We start from the raw sequence: 19,104 nt of genomic DNA, 5'->3' as shown, positions 1-19,104 counted from the left end.
AGCGCCGCGCTAAGGCTGGGTCAGCTGCTTGTACAGCTGCGGCAGACGGAACGGCAGCTGCTGCGGCTCCTTGATCAGGGTGTAGCCGTTGGCGCCGAACATGTAGGGCAGGTAGTCGCCGGCCTCGCGGTCGATGGTGATGCAGAACGGCAGCAGGCCCTGCTTGCGCGCTTCCATCACCGCCTGGCGGGTGTCCTCGACGCCGTAACGGCCTTCGTAGAGATCCAGATCGTTGGGCTTGCCGTCGGTCACCAGCAGTAACAGCTTGCGCCGCTGCTTGCAGTTGCCGAGCAGCTCGGTAGCGTGACGAATTGCGGCGCCCATGCGGGTGTAGTAACCGGGCTTGAGCGCCTGGATGCGTCCGCGGGTTTCGTCGCCGTAGGGCTGGCGAAAGCTTTTCAGCTCCTGCATGCGCACCTGCTGACGACGCAGCGAGGAGAAACCGTAGAGCGCGAATTGATCGCCCACCGCCGATAGCGCCTCGCCGAACAGCAGCAGACTGTCGGTGATCACGTCGATCACCCGGTGCTCGTTGTCCAGGTGCGCGTCGGTGGACATCGACAGGTCGGCCAGCAGCAAACAAGCGAGGTCGCGGCGGTTCTGCCGCTGCTCCATGAACAGGCCGCGCTCGGCGCACTGGCCGTTCTGCCGCTCGACGTGGAAATCCAGCCAGGCCTGCAGGTCCAGCTCCGAGCCCTGGGGCTGCTGGCGCAGCCATTGGCGATCATTGCGCAGGTGCTCGAACTGCCGGCGCAGACGGCGTGCCAGCGGCGCCAGATGCAGCGGCAGCGGCTTGGCCTCGGAGCCGCGCGGCAACATCAGCTGCAGATTGACGAAGTCCTTCTGCAGGGCCTGCTTGCGATAGTCCCATTCGGGCAGTTTGATGCCTTCGCCCAGCGGCACGTCATCGAAATCTGCCGCTGGCAGGTCCAGGTCCAGCTTCAGGCCGCCACCCTGACGCATGCGTTGACGCGACAGCGCCAGTTCATCGAGATCCTCGGCGACGCGCGCGGCATCCAGATCCTCGGTGTCATCGCCGCAGCGATCCAGCTCGACGTGCTCCGACCAGCTGAACAGGTTTTCCAGACGGAACAGCAGCAGCCCGCCCTTGCTGGTGCTCTCCTCGACGCGCTTGGCGCGCTTGCGCTGACGCGCTTCACCGCCCGGAGGGGTTTCCAGATTGCCCTCGCCGTCCTCGCCGCGGTCGGCGGCCTGGGGCTCACCGAGGTTTTCCGCCGGATATAACCACAGCGGCAGCGGCCAGGGCGCCCGCTCGCTGCGGGGAAACTGGCTGACGCTGCCCGGCTCGCGCAAAGCCTGACACAGCGCCACTTCCAGCGCGGCTTCGGCCTTGGGCAGCTGGCTCGGGTCCGGGCGCAGCAGCAGGTGCGCCTCGACCAGACGCTGATAGCGTGGACGCATGGCGGGAAATTGTTCCAGCAGCTGCTGAGTCCAGCGCTGGTTGTCACGCGCCCAATGGCGCATCTCGCCGGCCTGCGCTGCGAGCAGCGCCAGCCAACGATAAAGATCCTGGTTCAGCGCCGCCTCGGGGTAGACCGCGAGGCTTTGCGGAAGCCGAAGGTTGTTGCGGTCGCACCAGGCCACCGGCAACTGCTTGCAGGTGCCCGCGACCTGTTGCAGCAGGTTGCGCCGCAATAGCAGATCCCGCGCAGCAGCGGCTTCGACACCGACACCGCTGGCGCCGCCCATCGCGCGGAACAGCAGCGCCAGCGGCCGCTGCATGCTTTCCAGCTCGACCCGTGCCTCCGGAAAGTCCGGGCTGGCGCGGCGGGTGATGAAGCGGTGCCAGACGCTGCCGACCCACTCTTCCACTTCGATGGTAAAGGCCATGGCGGGTTACTCCGTGCAGGCGGTTGAAAAGCACAACGGCCCGCTAGTACCAGCCGGGCCGTCGATCATCGCTACGCTTCGTCTCAGGCCGCAGCGGCGGCTGTCGAAGCGACTGTCACCCGGCCACGCTGCCGGAAGCTGTACAGGTAGCAGACCAGGCCGATCAGGAAGAATACCCCGGCGATTAGACGCAGCCAGAAGAAGATGGCCAGCTGGTCAGCGGTATTCATGAACGACATGGCAGCACCATCGGCCGGCAGACGCTGCAGCCACACCTGCACCACGCCAGCGGCGGTGAGGAACAGGGTGATCAGCACCATGGAGATGGTCATCAGCCAGAAGCCCCAGATCTCCACGGTCTGCGCACGGGCATCCGGCGCTTCACCGAGGCCACGCAGACGCGGCATGGCGTAGCTGATCATGGTCATGACGATCATCGCGTAGGCACCGTAGAAGGCCAGGTGACCATGCGCGGCGGTGATCTGCGAACCGTGGGTGTAGTAGTTCACCGGAGCCAGGGTGTGCAGGAAGCCCCACACGCCGGCACCGAGGAACGCAGTCACGGTTGTGCCCATGGCCCAGATCGCGGCGGCACGGTTCGGATGCTCGCGGCGGCGACGATTCACCATGTTGAAGGCGAACAGCACCATGGCGAAGAACGGCAGCGGTTCCAGCGCGGAGAAGATCGAACCCAGCCACAGCCACACGGTCGGTGCACCGATCCAGAAGAAGTGGTGACCCGTACCGATGATGCCGGTGATCAGTGCCATGGCGATGATCACGTAGAGCCACTTCTCGACCACTTCACGGTCCACGCCGGTGATCTTGATCAGGACGAAGGCCAGCATCGAACCCATGATCAGTTCCCACACGCCTTCCACCCACAGGTGCACCACGAACCACCAGTAGTACTTGTCGCGCGCCAGGTTTTCCGGATTGTAGAAGGAGAACAGGAAGAACACCGCGAGGCCGATCAGACCGGTCATCATCACCGTGCTGACCACGGTCTTGCGACCCTTGAGCATGGTCATGCCGATGTTGTAGAGGAAGCCCAGGGCCACCACCACGATACCGATCTTGGTGATCGTCGGCTGTTCGAGGAACTCGCGGCCCATGGTCGGCAGCAGCTCGTTACCGGTCATCGCTGCCAGGCCCGCATAGGGCACGAACAGATAGCCGAGAATGGTCAGCACACCGGCAGCGGCGAACACCCAGAACAGGATGAGTGCCAGCTTCGGACTATGCAGTTCGCGATCGGCTTCCTCGGGAATGAGGTAGTAGGCCGCGCCCATGAAGCCAAACAGCAGCCAGACGATCAGCAGGTTGGTGTGGACCATCCGGGCCACGTTGAACGGCAGCAGCGGGAACAGGAAGTCACCCACCACGTACTGCAAGCCCATGATCAGACCGAACAGGATCTGGCCGACGAACAGCATCAGCGCAAAGACGAAGTAAGGTTTGGCAACAGCCTGCGATTGGAATTTGAGATGCGGATTAATGATGCCCATCTCGTAGCCCTCCTAAGGATTCGGTAACAAAGACGTTCATCAACTCAACCTTCCTTGTTTGGCGGCCAGTTGTTGGTGTCGATCTTCGAAGTCCACTTGAGGAACTCCGCCATATCGTCAACTTCCTGCTCGCTCAGATTGAATTGCGGCATGGCGCGACGACCCGGAGCCCCGAGAGGCTGGGCCTTCATCCAGGCGTGCAGGAAAGGCTTGAAAGCCTCATCTCCACCGCGACGGACGAATACGTTGCCCAACTCCGGCGCGAAGTAGGCGCCTTCACCGAGCAGGCTGTGGCAGCCGATGCAGTTGTTGTTTTCCCAGACCGCTTTGCCGCGCACCACCGCCTCGGTAATTTCCGATTCGTTGGATCGCTCGGGAAAGGTCTGCTCTGTGTGATAGGTCAGGCCCAGGAACACCAGGAAGAAGAACACGCTCCCCCCGAAGTAGATATTCCTGGCCATTCCTTTGGTGAAGGTCTCGGACATGGTCGCCTCCTCATGGCTTGGCGTGGCCAGTTTAAGAAGGGGGCTATCGAAACCTGCTTGATGGCAATCAAGAAAAACCTGAACGCTACAGTAGGGCTTTATACGCAAGGCAAAACGCGCGCTCGGCGGCCATCGACGCAGCGTTGCCGATGCCAGAGCGGCCGGGGGGGCGATTGCCGTTGCCGACATCGCCGAGGGAGAGAGCGGGTGCTAGGCGCTGCGCTGGGCGGCTACGCGCAGGCCGGTCTTTTTCAGAATGCGGGTGGAAACCAGCATTTCGTCGGCCCGGCAGGCCGTGCCGAGCAGCGCACGGATCTGGTTGCGGTAGGCCTCGATATCGGAGGCATCACGCCCGTGGACCATGGCGAACAGGTTGTAGCGCCAGCCTTCACGACGTGGACGGCGATAGCAGTGACTGACGAAGGCCTGGGCGCCGATCAATGCGCCGAGGCGTTCGATCTCGGCGTCGTCGACGTCCCACACGGTCATGCCGTTGTGCCGATAACCCAGACGATAGTGGTTGGGTACCGCGGCAATGCGCCGAATCGCGCCGTCAGTCTGCAGGCGCTGCAACAGCGCCAAGGTCTCATCCACCTCAAGACCCAACTCGCCGGCGAGCCAGGCCCAGGGATCGTCGACCAGCGGCAGACCGGCCTCGGTGAGCTCGACCAGGCGGTGAGTGAGTTGCTCGTCAGACGGGGAAGTGCAGACCGACATGGTAGGTTTCCTCCTTCGGCAGGTTGAGCACCGACAGCCCGGTTTGCGCCTCGATGCGCGCAATGGTCTCGGCGATGCCCTGCGGGGTCGCGCACCCGAGCACGAACCACATGTTCCACGCATGTTCGCGGCGGTAGTTGTGCGCAACTTCGGGCATCGCTTCGAGCAGCGCGGCCACCTCGTCGAAGCGCGCCTCCGGTACCGCCAGCGCCGCCAGGGTGAAGGCGCCGCCGAGGCGCTCGATATCGAACATCGGGCCGAAGCGGGTCAGCGTGCCATCGTCGAGCAGCGCCTGGACCCGTGCGCGCAGCGCCTCGGAGGTGCTGCCGAGTTCTTTGGCCAGCGCCTCCCACGGCCGCCGCACCAACGGCAGACCATGTTGCAGGCGATTGATCAGCTGTCGATCGAAGTCATCCATTGGCAACCTCTTTGGCCAGCGGCGGCGCGTAGCGGCCGCCGCACTGCTTGTAGGCACGGGTGCTGAACAGCAGCTGATGCGGCACCTCGCTCAGGCCGTTGGCCGCGAGCAACGCCTCGATCACCTGGCAGACCTGCTCACGCTCACGCCCGTGAACCATGCAGAACAGGTTGTACGGCCACTGCGGCAGACGCCGCGGACGCTGATAGCAGAGGTTGACGCCAGCGGCCTGGCCGAGCCGGCGGCCCACTTCATCGACGTCCGCATCGGGAATATCGAGCACCAGCATGGCATTGGCACTGAAGCCCAGCGCGCGATGCTTGAGCACCAGACCGACGCGCCGAAACAGACCGTCGTCCTGCCAGTGCTGGATCTGCGCGAGCACCTGCGCCTCGCTGCTGCCGATCTGCTCGGCGAGCTGCTGATAGGGACGTGCGACCAGTGGCAGACCGGCTTCGAGCAGACGACGCAGGTGCATCGCCTGCAGTTCGTTCAGGCAGCCATTCATGACGGATCTCCCAGCGGAAAGCCCAGGTCAATACGGTAGGCGTGCAGCATCGGCAGATCGAGCGGCACCAGCCCGGTGTCAACCTCGATCTCGGCGAGCAGACGGTCGATGTGCGCCCGGTCCGGCCCGGTCAGGACGAACCAGAGGTTGTAGCGATGCTCGCGCAGGTAATTGTGGTTGACCTCGGGGAAGGCATTGATGCGCGCCGCAACCTGCTCCAGCCGTGCCTCCGGTACGGCCAGCGCGACCAGGGTGCTGGCGCCGGCGCGACTGTGCTCGAACACCGGACCGATGCGCGACAGCCCGCCGCTCTGCTGCAGTCGTTCGAGGCAGGCGAGCACCTCACCCTCGCTGCAGCCGAGCTCGTCGGCCATCGCGCGGTAGGGTTCGGCGCACAGCGGCATACCGTGTTGGTAGCGGTCGATCAGGCGGCGACTGAGGCTATCGATCTGCATATCACAACCCCGTTTCGTGGGCGCGACTGCTGAAGAAGATGCCGCTCGGACTATCCGCGGGCAGCCGCTTGAGCAGCTTCAGCCGATAAGGATCCCAGACCTGCACCTCGTTGCCATCGCGCACCGACAGCCACAGCTGATCGCCGCGGGCGGTGAACTCCATGTGCAGCACAGCCGGTCCCGGCTCCAGGTTGGCGATGATTTCGTGGGTCTCGCTGTCGATGACCTGAACCTTGTGGTTGTCCGGATGGGCGAAGTTGACCCAGATCTGCCGCGCATCCGGCCGCGCCATGACGAACACCGGCTGACCGGCGACGTCGATGGCGTCGGTCTGCTTCCAGCTCTGCGAATCCATCACCAGCACGCGATGCTGGCCGATGGCGGGCACGAAGGTCTGATTGCCGGCGACGGTCCAGCCTTCCAGGTGCGGCATCTTGTACACCGGCAGTTTTTCCTGGCCACGGCCGTAGCCATCGAGAATCCGCTCGACGCCCTTCTCCGGGTGCCACAGATCGATCTTGCCCATGCCGTCTTCGCCGAACAGGCCGGCGATGTAATAGCGGCCTTCGGGCGTCAGCAACGCGTCGTAGGGTTGTTTACCGATGTTGTCGAAACGGGTGATTCGCGGCGTGTTGCCCTGACTGAAGTCGAGCAGCCAAGTTTCATGGGTATCGAACAGGCTGTAGATGAAGCGCCGGCCCGGCGCATCGAGCACGCCGACCACCCGCGAGTTGCGGCTGCCATCGGCCAGCGGCGTGGCAGGGATGTCGGCGACCAGTTCAAGGGTCTTGGCATCGAACACCTTGACTCCGCCCGGCTCGTAGTTGCCGACGGCGATCAGCGTGCCGTCCTGGCTGATCGCGCCGCCGATGCTGTTGCCACCCTGCACCACGCGCTTGTCGATGCGTTGTTCAAGCAAATCGACCTTGGTCAATCCGCCGTCGCGACCGAACACGTAGGCGAAGCGCTGATCGCGCGAGAACACCACCGAGGCGTGGGACAGATCGCCCAGCCCTTCGACGCGCGCCAGACGCGTCTGCCCGCTGGTCTCGATGATTTGCAGGCTGCCGGCGGCGCGCTCGACGATCACGCCCAGGTCACCACTGCCTCGCAGCGGTTGTTGGGCACAGGCGCCAAGCAGCAGACAGGCCGCAGCCAACAGCAGAGTCGGACGGTTCATGGCTTTGGATATCCTTGCAGAAGCAGGTCGACCAGCCAGGCGATGTCCTGCTCGTCGAGCAGGGCCTTCCAGCCGGGCATGGCAGTACCGGGGCGACCGTGAGTCACGGTGGCGATCAGGCTGTCACGGGGTTTGCCGGCAAGCGCTTCGCGGGTGAGCGCCGGGCCGAGGCCGCCGGTCATGCGCAGGCCGTGGCACGAACCACAGTCCTGCAGGAGCAGATGCTCGAGTTGCGCCTGACGCTCGGCGCTGGGCGCCGCGGCTAGGGCTGGGGAAATCAGGAGGAAGGACGCCAGGGCCAGCCCCAAACGTGATACTGCATGTCGGGACTTGATCATGGCGTCCTCCAGGGGTGTTACTTGAGGCTCAGGATCCAGGTAGCCAGGGCCTTGGCTTCTTCTTCGGTCACGGCATTTGGCGGCATCGGGATCGGACCCCACTTGCCACTGCTGCCATTCTTGATGCTGGCGGCGAGAGTATCGCTGGCGCCATCGACGCCGGCGTTCTTCGCTGCCACTTCCTTCAGCGCCGGGCCAACCAGCTTGGCATCAACGCTGTGGCAGGCCGCGCAGGGCTTGCTCTTGAACAGCGCTTCGCCGTCTTGCGCCAGCGCGGGCTGCAGGGCCAGCGCGCCGCCGAGGGCGAGCAATGGGAGCAGAATTTTTTTCATGAGTACTTCCTCAAGGCTAATCGGGGGCGGATCTTGAGGCCCGCCCCCAGGTGGGCTCAGTAAACGTCGTACTGAGTGTTGTGGACGTTAAATTTACCGGTTGGGGTAATCAACCTTTTGTCCTTGATCACTGTTTTGAGTTCTAGCGTCTTGTCGTCTACCACGACGATGGCCGATTCCTCTTCCTGGCCATTCCAGACCGAGAACCAGACCTCGTCGCCAGCCTCGTTGTACTCAGGCTGTACCACACGCTTGGCGCCTTCCTTCAGGCCGGCCCACTCGCCGATCGGCAGCACCTTGTAGCCCGCCGCCAGGTTGTTGATGTCGAATACCGCGGCCGACTGGCTGATCTTCGCATCCGGGTGGAAGGTGGTATCCAGGTACAGGTGCTTGGACTTCGGATGGGTCTTGATGAACAGCGAACCGCCACCCTGCCCTTTCAGAGTCTCGACCACTTTCCAGGCGTGCGCTGCGTTCTTCTCGGGGTCGGTGCCGATCAGCGAGATGGTTTCGTCACCCAAGTGGCTGGTAGCCCATACCGGTCCGAATTTCGGGTGTATGAAGTTCGCCCCGCGTCCCGGGTGCGGGATCTTGCCGACATCGACCAACGCCGCCATCTTGCGGTCTTTCGAGTCGATCACCGCCACCTTGTTGGAGTTGTTCGCCGCCGTCATGAAGTAGCGGTGGCTCACGTCCCAGCCACCGTCATGCAGGAACGGCGCGGTGCCGATCATGGTGGTGGTCAGGTTGTTGATGTCTTCGTAGTTGACCAGCATGACCTTGCCGGTTTCCTTGACGTTGACGATGAATTCCGGATGCTCGTGCGAGGCGATGATCGCCGCGACGCGCGGTTCCGGGTGGTATTCCTGAGTGCCGACAGTCATGCCACGGGTGGAGACGATCTGCAGCGGCTCCAGGGTTTCGCCATCCATGATGGTGAACTGCGGCGGCCAGTAGTCGCCAGCGATCACGTACTTATCCTCGTAGCCCTTGTACTTGGAGGTTTCCACCGAGCGGGCCTCGATGCCGACCTTGATCTCGGCGACCTTCACCGGCTCCTTGCCCCACAGGTCGATCATGTCGATCTTGGCGTCCCGACCGATAACCAGCAGGTAGCGACCCGAAGCGGACATGCGCGAGATGTGTACGGCATAGCCGGTGTCGATGGTCTTGACGATCTTCTTGGTGTCACCGTCGATCAGCGCAATCTTGCCGTCGTCACGCAGGGTGACGGAGAACAGGTTCGGCAAGTTCAGCTTGTTCAGCTGCTTCTTCGGACGATCTTCCGGCTTGATCAGCACCTTCCAGGAGTTCTTCATCTCCGGCATGCCCCACTCCGGCGGAGTCGGCGGAGTGTGCTGGATGTACTTGGCCATCAGCGTGATCTGGTCTTTGGTCAGCGCGTTGGAGGTACCCCAGTTCGGCATACCGGCAGGCGAGCCGTAGGTGATCAGCGCCTCCAGGTAGGCCTGGCCACGCTCCTGGGTGATGTCCGGCGTCAGCGGCTTGCCGGTTGCGCCCTTGCGCAGCACGCCGTGGCAGCCGGCGCAGCGCTGGAAGTAGATTTCCTTGGCCTGCTCGAATTCGGCAGCGGAAAGATCCGGTGCGCCCGGCGAATGCACAACCTGTGCACTGGCAGGATCAATGGCGGACGCCTGGCCCTTGTAGGCCGCTTCGGCCTTTTCTTCCGGATTGTCCTGTGCCTGGGCGATGCCCAGAGCGAGCATCGAAAGGCCGGCGATGACGCCTGCCAGAATTGGTTTGCTCATACGGTTTCTCCTCTGAATCGCCTCATGCGATTCCTGCTAGTGACGGCGGTGCGGCAGTTCCCGGGTACTTGTTTGGTGCGATTGCATCCTAGGAGAGGCCGAATCCGGAAACGCTTGACGACAATCAAGAGACACCCCCACACCCCCGGGGCGTGACGCCTTGTCGCGGGGGACGATAGCCCGACTCCGCGCGCGAGGAGTACCGAATAACGGACCGATGGCTGCCAATCCGAGCAAGACTTGACCGCAATCAAGCTTTGCCGGCGGATGGCTTGAGAGGGCACGAGGTGAGCGGTAGTTTGGCCACCGAGATTAACCAACTGCCGCAGTGAGGTATTGCCTGTGAATGCGCCTGAAATCCTGACCGTAGCTGCTGGCATGCCGGACGCCCCCTTCTACCAAGCGCTGGGCAATGAAGAAGCCCTGTTCGAGCAGGCCTGGCGCCACGGCATGCCCGTGCTGATCAAGGGGCCGACCGGCTGCGGCAAGACCCGCTTCGTCCAGCACATGGCCCATCGTCTGGACCTGCCGCTGTATACCGTTGCCTGCCATGACGACCTCTCCGCCGCCGATCTGGTCGGTCGCCACCTGATCGGCTCCCAGGGCACCTGGTGGCAGGACGGCCCGCTGACCCGTGCAGTGCGCGAGGGTGGTATCTGCTACCTCGACGAAGTGGTCGAAGCGCGCCAGGACACCGCCGTGGTGCTGCACCCGCTGGCCGACGATCGCCGCGAGCTGTTCATCGAACGCACCGGCGAGGCGCTCAAGGCGCCGCCCGGCTTCATGCTGGTGGTGTCCTACAACCCCGGTTACCAGAACCTGCTCAAGGGCATGAAGCCCAGCACCCGCCAGCGCTTCGTCGCCATGCGCTTCGACTACCCGCCGCAAGCCGAGGAGGAACGCATCGTCGCCAATGAGGCCCAGGTCGAACCGGCATTGGCCGCGCAGGTGGTCAAGCTCGGCCAGGCGCTGCGTCGCCTCGAGCAGCATGACTTGGAAGAAGTCGCCTCCACCCGCCTGCTGATCTTTACCGCGCGGATGATCCGCTCCGGCATGACGCCGCGTCAGGCCTGCCTGGCCTGTCTGGCCGAGCCGCTGTCGGATGACCCGCAAACCGTCGCCGCGCTGATGGATGTGGTCGATGTCCACTTCGGCTGAGGTACTCGCCAGCCCGGGGCGGCGGCTGCCCGGCGATCTGGCGATGTGGTTCTTCATCCTGGCCGAGCTGACCGTCTTCGCCATCCTGATCGTCGCCTTTGCCGTGACGCAACTGCTCGATCCGGCGCTGTTCGCCGAGAGTCGCCAGAGCCTGGATAGCTCTATCGGCCTGGCCTTGACGCTCAGCTTGCTGAGTTCGGGGCTATTCGCCGCGCTGGCGGTGGAACAGGTGCGCCAGGACCGCCAGGGCCGCGCGGCCCTGTTGCTGGGCGCGGCACTGCTGACGTCGTGCATCTATGTCGTACTCAAGCTGAACGAGTACGGCCATCTGGCGGGACTCGGGCTGGATCTCGAGCACAACCGATTCTTCACCCTGTACTGGATCCTTACCGGCTTTCACTTCCTGCATGTGCTGCTGGGCATGGTGATCCTCGGCTGGATGGCCGAGCGCTGCCGGCGTCGCGCCTATACACCGGATCACTGCGGTGGCCTGGAATCCGGCGTGCTGTACTGGCACATGGTCGATCTGGTCTGGGTGCTGCTGTTTCCGCTGGTCTACGTACTGAACTGACGAGGTCGCCATGTCCGCTTCGAAAGTCCTGATCGGGTGCTGGTTGGGGCTGGCTCTGCTCTCCGTTGCCACCGTGCTGCTCGGCAGCTCCGGCTCGACCCTGCTGCTCGGCGCCGCGATCCTGCTGGTGGCGCTGGGCAAGGCCTGGCTGATCACCGAAGGCTTCATGGAGCTGCGCCATGCGCCGCGCCTGTGGCGCCTGCTGCTGCTGGCCTGGCCGCTGTTGATCGCCGTGGTCGTGCTGGCGCTGATGCTGCGCGCCTAACCCCCCTCCCGCCGACAAATCTCCCCCACCGCACGTCGCGCCGCACTGGCGCGGCGACGGCATATCCGGTCATTTATTGTTTCCGATCAAGGATAGCCCGCCGGCGCTCAGTGATCCTGCACCCATCGAAGCACGCCACCACGCGTGACGCGCCCAAGGAGCCCCACGCTCCATGAGGAGAGACGCTCATGTTGAGAATCAGCCATTACCTGCGCGCCCTGGCCCGGCCGACCACCCCCGTACTCGGCGCCCGCAGTACCGTGGGCGCCCGTCCGCCAGTGGTGATCTGGAACCTGCTGCGCCGCTGCAACCTGACCTGCAAGCACTGTTACGCCACCTCCGCCGACAGCGAGTTCCGTGACGAGCTGGACACCGCCGAAGCGCTGCGGGTGATCGACGACCTGCACGCTGCCGGCGTGCGCGTGCTGATCCTTTCCGGCGGCGAGCCATTGCTGCGCAAGGACATCTTCGAGCTGTCCGACTATGCACGTGACAAGGGCTTCTTCGTCGCCCTGTCGACCAACGGCACGCTGATCGATGAGCGCAACATCGCGCAGATCGTCGCCGCCCGCTACGACTACGTCGGCATCAGCATCGACGGTCTGGAAGCGGTGCACGACGACTGGCGCCAGCTCAAGGGCAGCTTCGCCGCGTCCATGCACGCCATCGACCTGTGCCGTCAGCACGACATTCGCGTCGGCCTGCGCACTACCCTGACGCAGAACAACTACCCCCAGCTGCCGGCGATCCTGGAGCTGATGCGCGAGCACGATGTGCAGAAGTTCTACCTCTCGCACCTCAATTACAGCGGGCGCGGCAAGCGCAGCCGCAAGGCCGACGCCCACCACCAGATGACCCGCGACGCCATGCGCCAGCTGTTCGAGCAGGCCTGGGATGATGTGCAGCACGGCCGCGACACCGACTTCGTCAGCGGCAACAACGACGCCGATGCCATCCTGCTGCTGCAATGGGTCGAGCAGAACCTGCCAGAGCACCGCGACCGCCTGGAAGGCATGCTGCGCGCCTGGGGCGGCAACGCATCCGGCAGCGGCATCGCCAACATCGACAACATCGGCGACGTCCATCCGGACACCTACTGGTGGCAACACACGGTCGGCAACGTGCGCAAGCAGAGCTTTCGCGAGATCTGGCTGGACCAGCCGCAGCCCCTGCTGCAGCAGCTGCGCCAGCATCCACGCGCGGTCGAAGGCCGTTGCGCCGGTTGCCGCTGGCTGTCGATCTGCAACGGCAATACTCGCACCCGCGCCTGGGCCGAAGGCAACCTCTGGGGCGAAGACCCCGGCTGCTACCTGTCCGACGAAGAAATCGGCGTACCCACGCCGCAATGCATTCCCAGCATCGCCATTTGATCCACTACAGCAGCCGGCAAGTGCCGCGTAGCGCCACACCGCAGCCCGATGAGAATTTTCAGGAGAGCCCATGGACCAGCCAATCACGCTACCCGCTTCGCTGAGCGCCTCGTTCGCCCCCGGCGAAGTCGCCCTGGTCGGTGCCGGCCCGGGAGATCCCGGCCTGCTCACCCTGCGCGCCTGGAGCCTGCTGCAACAGGCCGATGCGGTGGTCTATGACCGTCTGGTCAGCGATGGCCTGATGGCCCTGCTGCCGACCAGCTGCAGCCGCCATTACGTCGGCAAGACCAGCGGCTACCACAGCCTGCCGCAACCGGAGATCAACCAGCTGCTGGTCGACCTGGCGCTGCAGAACAAGCGCGTGGTGCGTCTGAAGGGTGGCGATCCGTTCATCTTCGGCCGTGGCGCCGAAGAACTCGAATACCTGCTCGAGCGCGGCATCGACTGCCAGGTAGTGCCAGGCATCACCGCCGCCGCTGGCTGCAGCGCCTACGCCGGCATCCCGCTGACCCACCGTGACCTGGCGCATTCGTGCCAGTTCATCACCGGCCACCTGCAGGAGAACGGTGAACTGCACCTGCCGTGGAATGCCCTGGCCGAGAGCAAGCAGACCCTGGTGTTCTACATGGGGCTGGCCAGCCTCGGCGAGATCTCGCGCAACCTGATCGCCTCCGGACTGCCGGTGGACACCCCCGCCGCGCTGATCGGCAACGGCACCCGTCAGGACCAGCAGGTGGTGCGCTGCACGCTCAAGCAGCTGCCGCACATGGCCGATGAGAAACAGCTGACGCCGCCGACCCTCACGGTGATCGGCCAGGTGGTCGGCCTGTTCGATGGCCGGCAGGTCGAGTATCCGGCACACCTGCGCAGCGAAGTGGCCCGCGAATCGGAGGCCGTATGCAGCTGATTCCCGCCCTACTCCTGGCTGCCGCACTGCCGGCCGCCACCTTTGTCGCGCTCGACATGGCCATTCCCCGCGCGGCGGCAGCCGATCTTCCAGCGGACGCCCAGGCGCTGTACGAACAGCACTGCCAGAGCTGCCATGGCGTCAACCGCCTGGGCGGCGCCGGTCCGGCCCTGTTGCCCGAGAGCCTCAGCCGGATCAAGCCCGCCGAGGCACACAAGGTGATCCGCGAAGGACGCGCGGCAAGCCAGATGGCCGCCTACGCCGACGTGCTCGACGAGACGCAGATTGCCAGTCTGGTGAGCTACCTGTACCAGCCGCCGGCAACCCCGCCGAGCTGGAGCGACGCGGACATCCGCGGCAGTCATCGGATGCTCGCCGATCTGTCCAAGCTGCCGACCACGCCGCAGCATGGCGCCGACCCGCTGAACCTCTTCGTCGTGGTGGAAGCCGGCGACCATCACGTGACCATCCTCGACGGCGATCGCTTCGAGCCACTGACTCGCTTCCAGTCGCACTTTGCCCTGCACGGCGGGCCGAAGTTCTCCCCGGACGGGCGTTTCGTCTATTTCGCCTCGCGTGACGGCTGGATCAGCCAGTACGACCTGCACAACCTGACCAAGGTCGCCGAAGTCCGCGCCGGGCTGAACACCCGCAACCTTGCGGTGAGTAACGACGGCCGCTGGGTACTGGTAGGCAATTACCTGCCGGGCAATCTGGTGCTGCTCGACGCCCGCGACCTGTCACTGATCAAGCACATCCCAACGGTAGGCGAAGACGGCACGCCGTCGCGGGTCAGCGCCGTCTATACCGCGCCGCCGCGCAACAGTTTCGTGGTCGCCCTGAAGGACGTGAAGGAGGCCTGGGAACTGTCCTATGCCGGCGAACCGACCTTCGAGCCACGGCGGATCAAGGCCAAGGATTTCCTGGACGACTTCTCCTTCACGCCTGACTACAGCCACCTGCTGGCCACCTCGCGCCAGGCCCATGGCGGCCAGGTGATCGACCTCGACAGCGGCCAGGCGGTCACCGACATTCCGCTGCCGGGCATGCCGCACCTAGGCTCGGGGATCTACTGGAAGCGCGACGGCAAGTGGGTATTCGCCACGCCGAACGTCAGCAAGGGACTGATCTCGGTGCTCGACCTGGAGACCTGGAAGCTGATCAAGGAGATCCCCACCGAGGGCCCGGGCTTCTTCATGCGCAGCCAGCAGAACTCGCCCTACGCCTGGACCGACGTGTTCTTCGGCCCGAACAATGACGCCGTGCACCTGATCGACAAGCAGAGCCTGGAGGTCGCCCATACCCTGCGGCCAATGCCGGGCAAGAACGCCGCCCACGTGGAGTTCACCAACGACGGCCGCTATGCCCTGCTCAGCGTCTGGGACACCGAGGGCGCGCTGATCGTCTACGACGCCAACACGCTGGAGGAGATCAAGCGTCTGCCGATGAACAAGCCTTCGGGCAAGTACAACGTCGGCAACAAGATCGAGTTCGCCGAAGGCACCTCGCACTAGCTCATCCTGCCCGCTCCGCGCTCCCGCGCGGAGCGCCGCGACCTAGCCGAACGTCGCAACCGCGGATTCACCGCAACCGCTATACAATCCTCAGTCAAATCACTTTCTTTGCACTGAAGGCATCCGTGGATATCGATCTTGCCCGTACCTTTCTCGAGATCATCCGCAGCGGCAGCTTCATCGGTGCCGCCGAGCGCATGCACATCACCCAGACGGCCGTGACCGCGCGGGTGCACAACCTCGAAGGCCAGCTCGGCTGCCGGTTGTTCGTGCGCAACCGCGCCGGCGCGCGACTGACCGATGATGGCGAGCGCTTCGTTGCCTATGCCAACCAACTGGTACAGACCTGGGAAGCCGCGCGCCGCGACCTGCCGCTGTCCCAGGGCGGCGGCAAGCTGCTGACGCTCGGCTCCGAGGTGAGCCTGTGCAACCCACTGATGCTGGCGTGGGTCCAGCGCCTGCGCCAGAGCCTGTCGAGCCATGCGGTGCGACTGGAGGTCGGCAGCGGCGAAGAGCTGCAGAAGAAGCTCGACCTCGGCGTGCTCGACGCCGCACTGGTGCACCAGCCCGAATACTGGCCGGGCCTGCAGATCGAGCAGCTGCTGGAGGAAAAACTGATCCAGGTGGTGCAGACCGAGAATCCCGACCCGTATCTGTACGTCGACTGGGGCCCAGCGTTCCGCAAGCAGCACAATCAGGCGTTGCCAGAATGCACCCGCGCCGCGCTGTCCTTCAGCCTCGGCCCGCTAGCGCTGCAGTATCTGGTGCAGTGCGGTGGCCGCGGCTACTTCCGCACCCGCGTAGTGCAGCGCTATCTGGAAGAAGGCATCCTCAAGCGGGTGGAACAGGCGCCGGAGTTTTCCTACCCGATCTACCTGGTCCACGCTCGCGCCAGCGAATCGCCGGCGCTGGTCAAGGCCATCGAACTGCTGCGCGAAGTCGCCCTCGACGATTACGACTGGTCACGCTGGTACTACGAGATCTGAGCACCGAGAGTCGGGCCTGGCGTCGCTCAATCCGGCAGCTGCTTGAGCCAGTTGCGGTAGAGCGCGGCGATCAGGTCAGTCTGCGTGATCATGCCCACCAGGCGCTGCTGCGTATCGACCACCGGCAGGCAGTGCAATCCAAGATCGGACAGCAGATAGACCAGCTCGACCATATGCGTATCGGCCGTCACCGATACCACCAGGGAGCTCATGATCGCGCGCAACTTGGTGCCGCGCAGGAAATTCAGCTGGCCGAAACTGAGCCGCCCCGGACGCGGGTGGAAGTGCTTGAGCAGGTCCACCTGGGTGACGATGCCGACCAGCCGGTGATCGTCGCCCTGCACTACCGGCAGCGAACGCAGGCGATGCGCCTGCAAGGTCTGCCAGGCCTGCTCGATGAAGGTATCCGGCGTGTGCCAATACAGGTCGCGTGACATCACGTGCGCCGCGGTGATCTCGCCCATGCTGCGACGCAGGGCGTGCTTCTCGGTCTGCTTGATCAGCCGTTCCAGATCGTCGCGGGTGACGTCGACATATTCGCCGAACTCCTGCAGCGCCCGGTCGACATCGTCGTGGGTGAAGCTCATGCGCTCGCCAGGCGGCAGGTCGCGAGTATGGTGGCTGTTTTCGCGGCTCAGCCGCGGCTTCGGGTACGGGTGCCCGGTGAGGTTGTTGTAGAGCAGCGCGACCGCCACCAGCAGTAGCGAATAGAACAGCACCGGGCCGAGCAGCATGAAGCCCAGCCGATGCAGCTCCGGACTGCCGACCGCTGCCACCAGTGCCAGCGCGATGCTCGGCGGGTGCAGGCAGCGCAGGTAAAACAGGCCGAGCAGCGACAGGCATGCTGCCAGCGCGAGCGACACCACGCTGGGCAAGCCGCTCATGCCCAGGCCGATGCCGATCAGCGCAGCGAGCAGGTTGCCGGCCAGCAGTGACCACGGCTGGGCGAACGGACTGGATGGCGCGACGAACACCAGCACCGCCGATGCGCCTGCCGGCCCCATGATCTGCAAAGTTAGCGAGCTGCCGACCAACCAGTAGCCAGTGCAGAACACCAGCGGCATGACGATGGCGACACCGAGGGCGGCGCGCAGCCATTCTTTCGGGGAAGCATTCAGCGGGGTGGGGATGAACGAGCGAAACCAGAGGGCGAGAGAGTCGTGCATTGTTCCTGCTATGAGTCGAAACCGGGCGTAAGGCGTTGCCGGCGGGTGCGGGTAAAAAATGTCCGTCCTTGGACCAGGGAGGAGTCGGGAAAGTCGTCTGGCGCTCAGCCGCCGGCGGCCAGCGGTACCGCCTTCGGCAGGCGCTCGCTAGCGGTGCTGCGAACAGTCAGCCAGGTGTTCAGGGCCATCAGCAGCATGCCGGTGGCGAAGACCGCGCCGCCGAGCATGCGCACCAGGTAACCGGGGTGGCTGGCCTCCAGCGCTTCGACGAAGGAGTAGGTCAGCGTGCCGTCCTCGTTGATCGCCCGCCACATCAGGCCCTGGGTGATGCCGTTGACCCACATCGAGGCGATGTAGAGCACCGTGCCGATGGTGGCCAGCCAGAAGTGCGCGTTGATCAGGCCGATGCTGTGCATCTGCTCGCGGCCCCACAGCCGTGGGATCAGGTGATACAGCGAGCCAATGGAAATCATCGCCACCCAACCCAGCGCCCCGGCATGTACATGGCCGATGGTCCAGTCGGTGTAGTGCGACAGCGCGTTGACCGTCTTGATCGCCATCATCGGGCCTTCGAAAGTGGACATGCCGTAGAACGCCAGCGAGACGACCAGAAAGCGCAGGATCGGGTCGGTGCGCAACTTATGCCAGGCGCCGGAGAGCGTCATCATGCCGTTGATCATGCCGCCCCAACTTGGCGCCAGCAGGATGATCGACATGGCCATGCCGAGGCTCTGCGCCCAGTCCGGCAGCGCGGTGTAATGCAGATGGTGCGGACCGGCCCAGATGTAGATCGAGATGATCGCCCAGAAATGCACGATCGACAGACGGTACGAGTAGATCGGCCGCCCCGCCTGCTTGGGCACGAAGTAGTACATCATCCCGAGAAAGCCCACCGACAGGATGAAGCCCACCACGCTGTGGCCGTACCACCACTGCACCATCGCGTCGGTGGCGCCCGAGTACAGCGAGTAGGACTTGAGCAGGCTCACCGGAATCAGCGCGTGGTTGATGATGTGCACCATGCCGGTGACGATGATGAAGGCGCCGAAAAACCAGTTGCCGACATAGATGTGGCGCAGCCGGCGGCGGGCGATGGTGCCGAAGAACAGATAGGCATAGAGCACCCAGATCAGCGTGACCCACAGGGCGATCGGCCACTCCATCTCGGCGTATTCCTTGGACGTGGTGTAACCCAGCGCATAGCTGATCGGCATTGCCACGCAGGCCGCCTGCCAGCCCCAGAACACCACGGCGGCCAGCCGATCGGAAATCAGACGGGCATGGCTGGTGCGCTGGACGATGTAGAAGGAAGCGGCAAACAGCGCACCGCCACCGAAGGCGAAGATCACCAGATTGGTATGGATCGGCCGCAGCCGGCCGAAGCTGGTCCACGGCAGGTCGAAATTCAGCTGCGGCCATACCAACTGTGCGGCAATGAACACCCCCAGCCCCATACCAAGCACGCCCCAGACCAACGTCATCAGGGTGAACTGCCGCACCACGCGGTAGTTGTAGGCAATTGGCTCAGGGGTGTTGTGCAGTTCGCTCATGCTCGCTGGGCGGGCCGATGCAGGCGCCAGTGAACGAACATCGAAATCTGCTAGCG

General features: G+C 64.3%; 20 protein-coding genes. 7 read left to right on the top strand and 13 right to left on the bottom strand.

The genetic code is table 11. The features are described 5' to 3' along the window. Positions 1–9: 9 nt before the first annotated feature. The 11 genes from N8H22_RS14400 to N8H22_RS14350 all read right to left on the bottom strand — a co-directional run bounded on the left by N8H22_RS14400 (position 10) and on the right by N8H22_RS14350 (position 9,561). Positions 10–1,851, bottom strand: coding sequence for a VWA domain-containing protein (locus tag N8H22_RS14400; RefSeq protein ID WP_264591196.1), 1,842 nt, complete (start codon positions 1,849–1,851; stop codon positions 10–12). Between the two features lie 83 nt (positions 1,852–1,934). Beyond that, on the bottom strand, positions 1,935–3,359 hold the full coding sequence (locus tag N8H22_RS14395) for a cbb3-type cytochrome c oxidase subunit I (RefSeq protein ID WP_264591195.1): 1,425 nt from the start codon (positions 3,357–3,359) through the stop codon (positions 1,935–1,937). A 44-nt stretch (positions 3,360–3,403) separates the two neighbouring features. Next, entirely contained in the window at positions 3,404–3,844 is a 441-nt protein-coding gene (locus N8H22_RS14390; RefSeq protein ID WP_264591194.1) for a cytochrome c, read from the bottom strand. Between the two features lie 210 nt (positions 3,845–4,054). Next, a complete protein-coding gene (locus N8H22_RS14385) occupies positions 4,055–4,561 on the bottom strand; it encodes a nitrite reductase (RefSeq protein WP_264591193.1) in 507 nt (168 codons plus the stop codon). Then, the gene (locus N8H22_RS14380) at positions 4,536–4,979 is read right to left on the bottom strand and encodes an Lrp/AsnC family transcriptional regulator (RefSeq protein WP_264591192.1); all 444 of its coding nucleotides are present in this window, start codon (positions 4,977–4,979) and stop codon (positions 4,536–4,538) included. Before N8H22_RS14380 ends, N8H22_RS14385 begins: the two co-directional genes overlap by 26 nt. Beyond that, positions 4,972–5,487 carry an AsnC family protein gene (locus N8H22_RS14375; RefSeq protein WP_264591191.1) on the bottom strand — a complete coding sequence of 172 codons (516 nt, stop codon included), beginning with the start codon at positions 5,485–5,487 and terminating at the stop codon, positions 4,972–4,974. Before N8H22_RS14375 ends, N8H22_RS14380 begins: the two co-directional genes overlap by 8 nt. After that, on the bottom strand, positions 5,484–5,942 hold the full coding sequence (locus N8H22_RS14370) for an Lrp/AsnC family transcriptional regulator (RefSeq protein WP_264591190.1): 459 nt from the start codon (positions 5,940–5,942) through the stop codon (positions 5,484–5,486). The genes N8H22_RS14375 and N8H22_RS14370 overlap by 4 nt, the downstream gene beginning before the upstream one ends. Position 5,943: 1 nt before the next feature. Then, positions 5,944–7,122 carry a cytochrome D1 domain-containing protein gene (locus N8H22_RS14365; RefSeq protein WP_264591189.1) on the bottom strand — a complete coding sequence of 393 codons (1,179 nt, stop codon included), beginning with the start codon at positions 7,120–7,122 and terminating at the stop codon, positions 5,944–5,946. Continuing rightward, on the bottom strand, positions 7,119–7,460 hold the full coding sequence (locus N8H22_RS14360; RefSeq protein WP_264591188.1) for a cytochrome c: 342 nt from the start codon (positions 7,458–7,460) through the stop codon (positions 7,119–7,121). Before N8H22_RS14360 ends, N8H22_RS14365 begins: the two co-directional genes overlap by 4 nt. 17 nt (positions 7,461–7,477) lie before the next feature. Beyond that, positions 7,478–7,792 carry a c-type cytochrome gene (locus tag N8H22_RS14355; protein WP_264591187.1) on the bottom strand — a complete coding sequence of 105 codons (315 nt, stop codon included), beginning with the start codon at positions 7,790–7,792 and terminating at the stop codon, positions 7,478–7,480. 56 nt (positions 7,793–7,848) lie between these two features. Continuing rightward, complete coding sequence (locus N8H22_RS14350) at positions 7,849–9,561, bottom strand: nitrite reductase (RefSeq protein WP_264591186.1); 1,713 nt, start codon at positions 9,559–9,561, stop codon at positions 7,849–7,851. Positions 9,562–9,903: 342 nt separating this feature from the next. On the opposite strand from N8H22_RS14350, the gene N8H22_RS14345 reads away from it, so the two are divergent. The 7 genes from N8H22_RS14345 (at position 9,904) to N8H22_RS14315 (ending at position 16,332) form a co-directional block, all read left to right on the top strand. Further along, positions 9,904–10,719 (top strand): CbbQ/NirQ/NorQ/GpvN family protein, encoded by an 816-nt coding sequence (locus tag N8H22_RS14345; protein WP_346658384.1) that lies wholly within the window; start codon positions 9,904–9,906, stop codon positions 10,717–10,719. Beyond that, positions 10,703–11,290: a cytochrome c oxidase subunit 3 gene (locus tag N8H22_RS14340; protein WP_264591185.1), complete on the top strand. Its 588-nt coding sequence runs from the start codon at positions 10,703–10,705 to the stop codon at positions 11,288–11,290. The genes N8H22_RS14345 and N8H22_RS14340 overlap by 17 nt, the downstream gene beginning before the upstream one ends. A gap of 10 nt (positions 11,291–11,300) precedes the next feature. Further along, positions 11,301–11,555 (top strand): cytochrome C oxidase subunit IV family protein, encoded by a 255-nt coding sequence (locus N8H22_RS14335; protein WP_264591184.1) that lies wholly within the window; start codon positions 11,301–11,303, stop codon positions 11,553–11,555. Between the two features lie 188 nt (positions 11,556–11,743). Further along, on the top strand, positions 11,744–12,925 hold the full coding sequence (nirJ, locus tag N8H22_RS14330) for a heme d1 biosynthesis radical SAM protein NirJ (RefSeq protein WP_264591183.1): 1,182 nt from the start codon (positions 11,744–11,746) through the stop codon (positions 12,923–12,925). 70 nt (positions 12,926–12,995) lie between these two features. Next, positions 12,996–13,832, top strand: coding sequence for a uroporphyrinogen-III C-methyltransferase (gene cobA / locus N8H22_RS14325; protein ID WP_264591182.1), 837 nt, complete (start codon positions 12,996–12,998; stop codon positions 13,830–13,832). After that, positions 13,823–15,346, top strand: coding sequence for a nitrite reductase (locus N8H22_RS14320; RefSeq protein ID WP_272890825.1), 1,524 nt, complete (start codon positions 13,823–13,825; stop codon positions 15,344–15,346). Before cobA ends, N8H22_RS14320 begins: the two co-directional genes overlap by 10 nt. A 125-nt stretch (positions 15,347–15,471) precedes the next feature. Then, complete coding sequence (locus N8H22_RS14315) at positions 15,472–16,332, top strand: LysR family transcriptional regulator (RefSeq protein ID WP_264591181.1); 861 nt, start codon at positions 15,472–15,474, stop codon at positions 16,330–16,332. 26 nt (positions 16,333–16,358) lie between these two features. On the opposite strand, the gene N8H22_RS14310 is transcribed toward N8H22_RS14315, so the two are convergent. Further along, positions 16,359–17,498, bottom strand: coding sequence for an HPP family protein (locus N8H22_RS14310; RefSeq protein WP_264591180.1), 1,140 nt, complete (start codon positions 17,496–17,498; stop codon positions 16,359–16,361). 104 nt (positions 17,499–17,602) lie between these two features. Beyond that, on the bottom strand, positions 17,603–19,048 hold the full coding sequence (ccoN, locus tag N8H22_RS14305; protein ID WP_264591179.1) for a cytochrome-c oxidase, cbb3-type subunit I: 1,446 nt from the start codon (positions 19,046–19,048) through the stop codon (positions 17,603–17,605). Positions 19,049–19,104 lie beyond the last annotated feature (56 nt).

This window comes from Stutzerimonas sp. S1, assembly GCF_025966695.1.
In the GTDB taxonomy this organism is placed as follows: domain Bacteria; phylum Pseudomonadota; class Gammaproteobacteria; order Pseudomonadales; family Pseudomonadaceae; genus Stutzerimonas.
This window is presented reverse-complemented; position numbering and strand designations above follow the sequence as displayed.

Excerpts from the sequence above, each read along its gene's own strand:
- nirJ (WP_264591183.1), top strand. The coding sequence starts at position 11,744 with ATGTTGAGAATCAGCCATTACCTGCGCGCCCTGGCCCGGCCGACCACC.
- N8H22_RS14310 (WP_264591180.1), bottom strand. The coding sequence starts at position 17,498 with ATGCACGACTCTCTCGCCCTCTGGTTTCGCTCGTTCATCCCCACCCCG.
- N8H22_RS14375 (WP_264591191.1), bottom strand. The coding sequence starts at position 5,487 with ATGAATGGCTGCCTGAACGAACTGCAGGCGATGCACCTGCGTCGTCTG.
- N8H22_RS14385 (WP_264591193.1), bottom strand. The coding sequence starts at position 4,561 with ATGTCGGTCTGCACTTCCCCGTCTGACGAGCAACTCACTCACCGCCTG.
- N8H22_RS14335 (WP_264591184.1), top strand. The coding sequence starts at position 11,301 with ATGTCCGCTTCGAAAGTCCTGATCGGGTGCTGGTTGGGGCTGGCTCTG.
- N8H22_RS14360 (WP_264591188.1), bottom strand. The coding sequence starts at position 7,460 with ATGATCAAGTCCCGACATGCAGTATCACGTTTGGGGCTGGCCCTGGCG.
- N8H22_RS14350 (WP_264591186.1), bottom strand. The coding sequence starts at position 9,561 with ATGAGCAAACCAATTCTGGCAGGCGTCATCGCCGGCCTTTCGATGCTC.
- N8H22_RS14355 (WP_264591187.1), bottom strand. The coding sequence starts at position 7,792 with ATGAAAAAAATTCTGCTCCCATTGCTCGCCCTCGGCGGCGCGCTGGCC.
- N8H22_RS14400 (WP_264591196.1), bottom strand. The coding sequence starts at position 1,851 with ATGGCCTTTACCATCGAAGTGGAAGAGTGGGTCGGCAGCGTCTGGCAC.
- N8H22_RS14320 (WP_272890825.1), top strand. The coding sequence starts at position 13,823 with ATGCAGCTGATTCCCGCCCTACTCCTGGCTGCCGCACTGCCGGCCGCC.
- N8H22_RS14390 (WP_264591194.1), bottom strand. The coding sequence starts at position 3,844 with ATGTCCGAGACCTTCACCAAAGGAATGGCCAGGAATATCTACTTCGGG.
- N8H22_RS14370 (WP_264591190.1), bottom strand. The coding sequence starts at position 5,942 with ATGCAGATCGATAGCCTCAGTCGCCGCCTGATCGACCGCTACCAACAC.
- N8H22_RS14340 (WP_264591185.1), top strand. The coding sequence starts at position 10,703 with ATGTCCACTTCGGCTGAGGTACTCGCCAGCCCGGGGCGGCGGCTGCCC.
- N8H22_RS14380 (WP_264591192.1), bottom strand. The coding sequence starts at position 4,979 with ATGGATGACTTCGATCGACAGCTGATCAATCGCCTGCAACATGGTCTG.
- N8H22_RS14365 (WP_264591189.1), bottom strand. The coding sequence starts at position 7,122 with ATGAACCGTCCGACTCTGCTGTTGGCTGCGGCCTGTCTGCTGCTTGGC.
- cobA (WP_264591182.1), top strand. The coding sequence starts at position 12,996 with ATGGACCAGCCAATCACGCTACCCGCTTCGCTGAGCGCCTCGTTCGCC.
- N8H22_RS14395 (WP_264591195.1), bottom strand. The coding sequence starts at position 3,359 with ATGGGCATCATTAATCCGCATCTCAAATTCCAATCGCAGGCTGTTGCC.
- ccoN (WP_264591179.1), bottom strand. The coding sequence starts at position 19,048 with ATGAGCGAACTGCACAACACCCCTGAGCCAATTGCCTACAACTACCGC.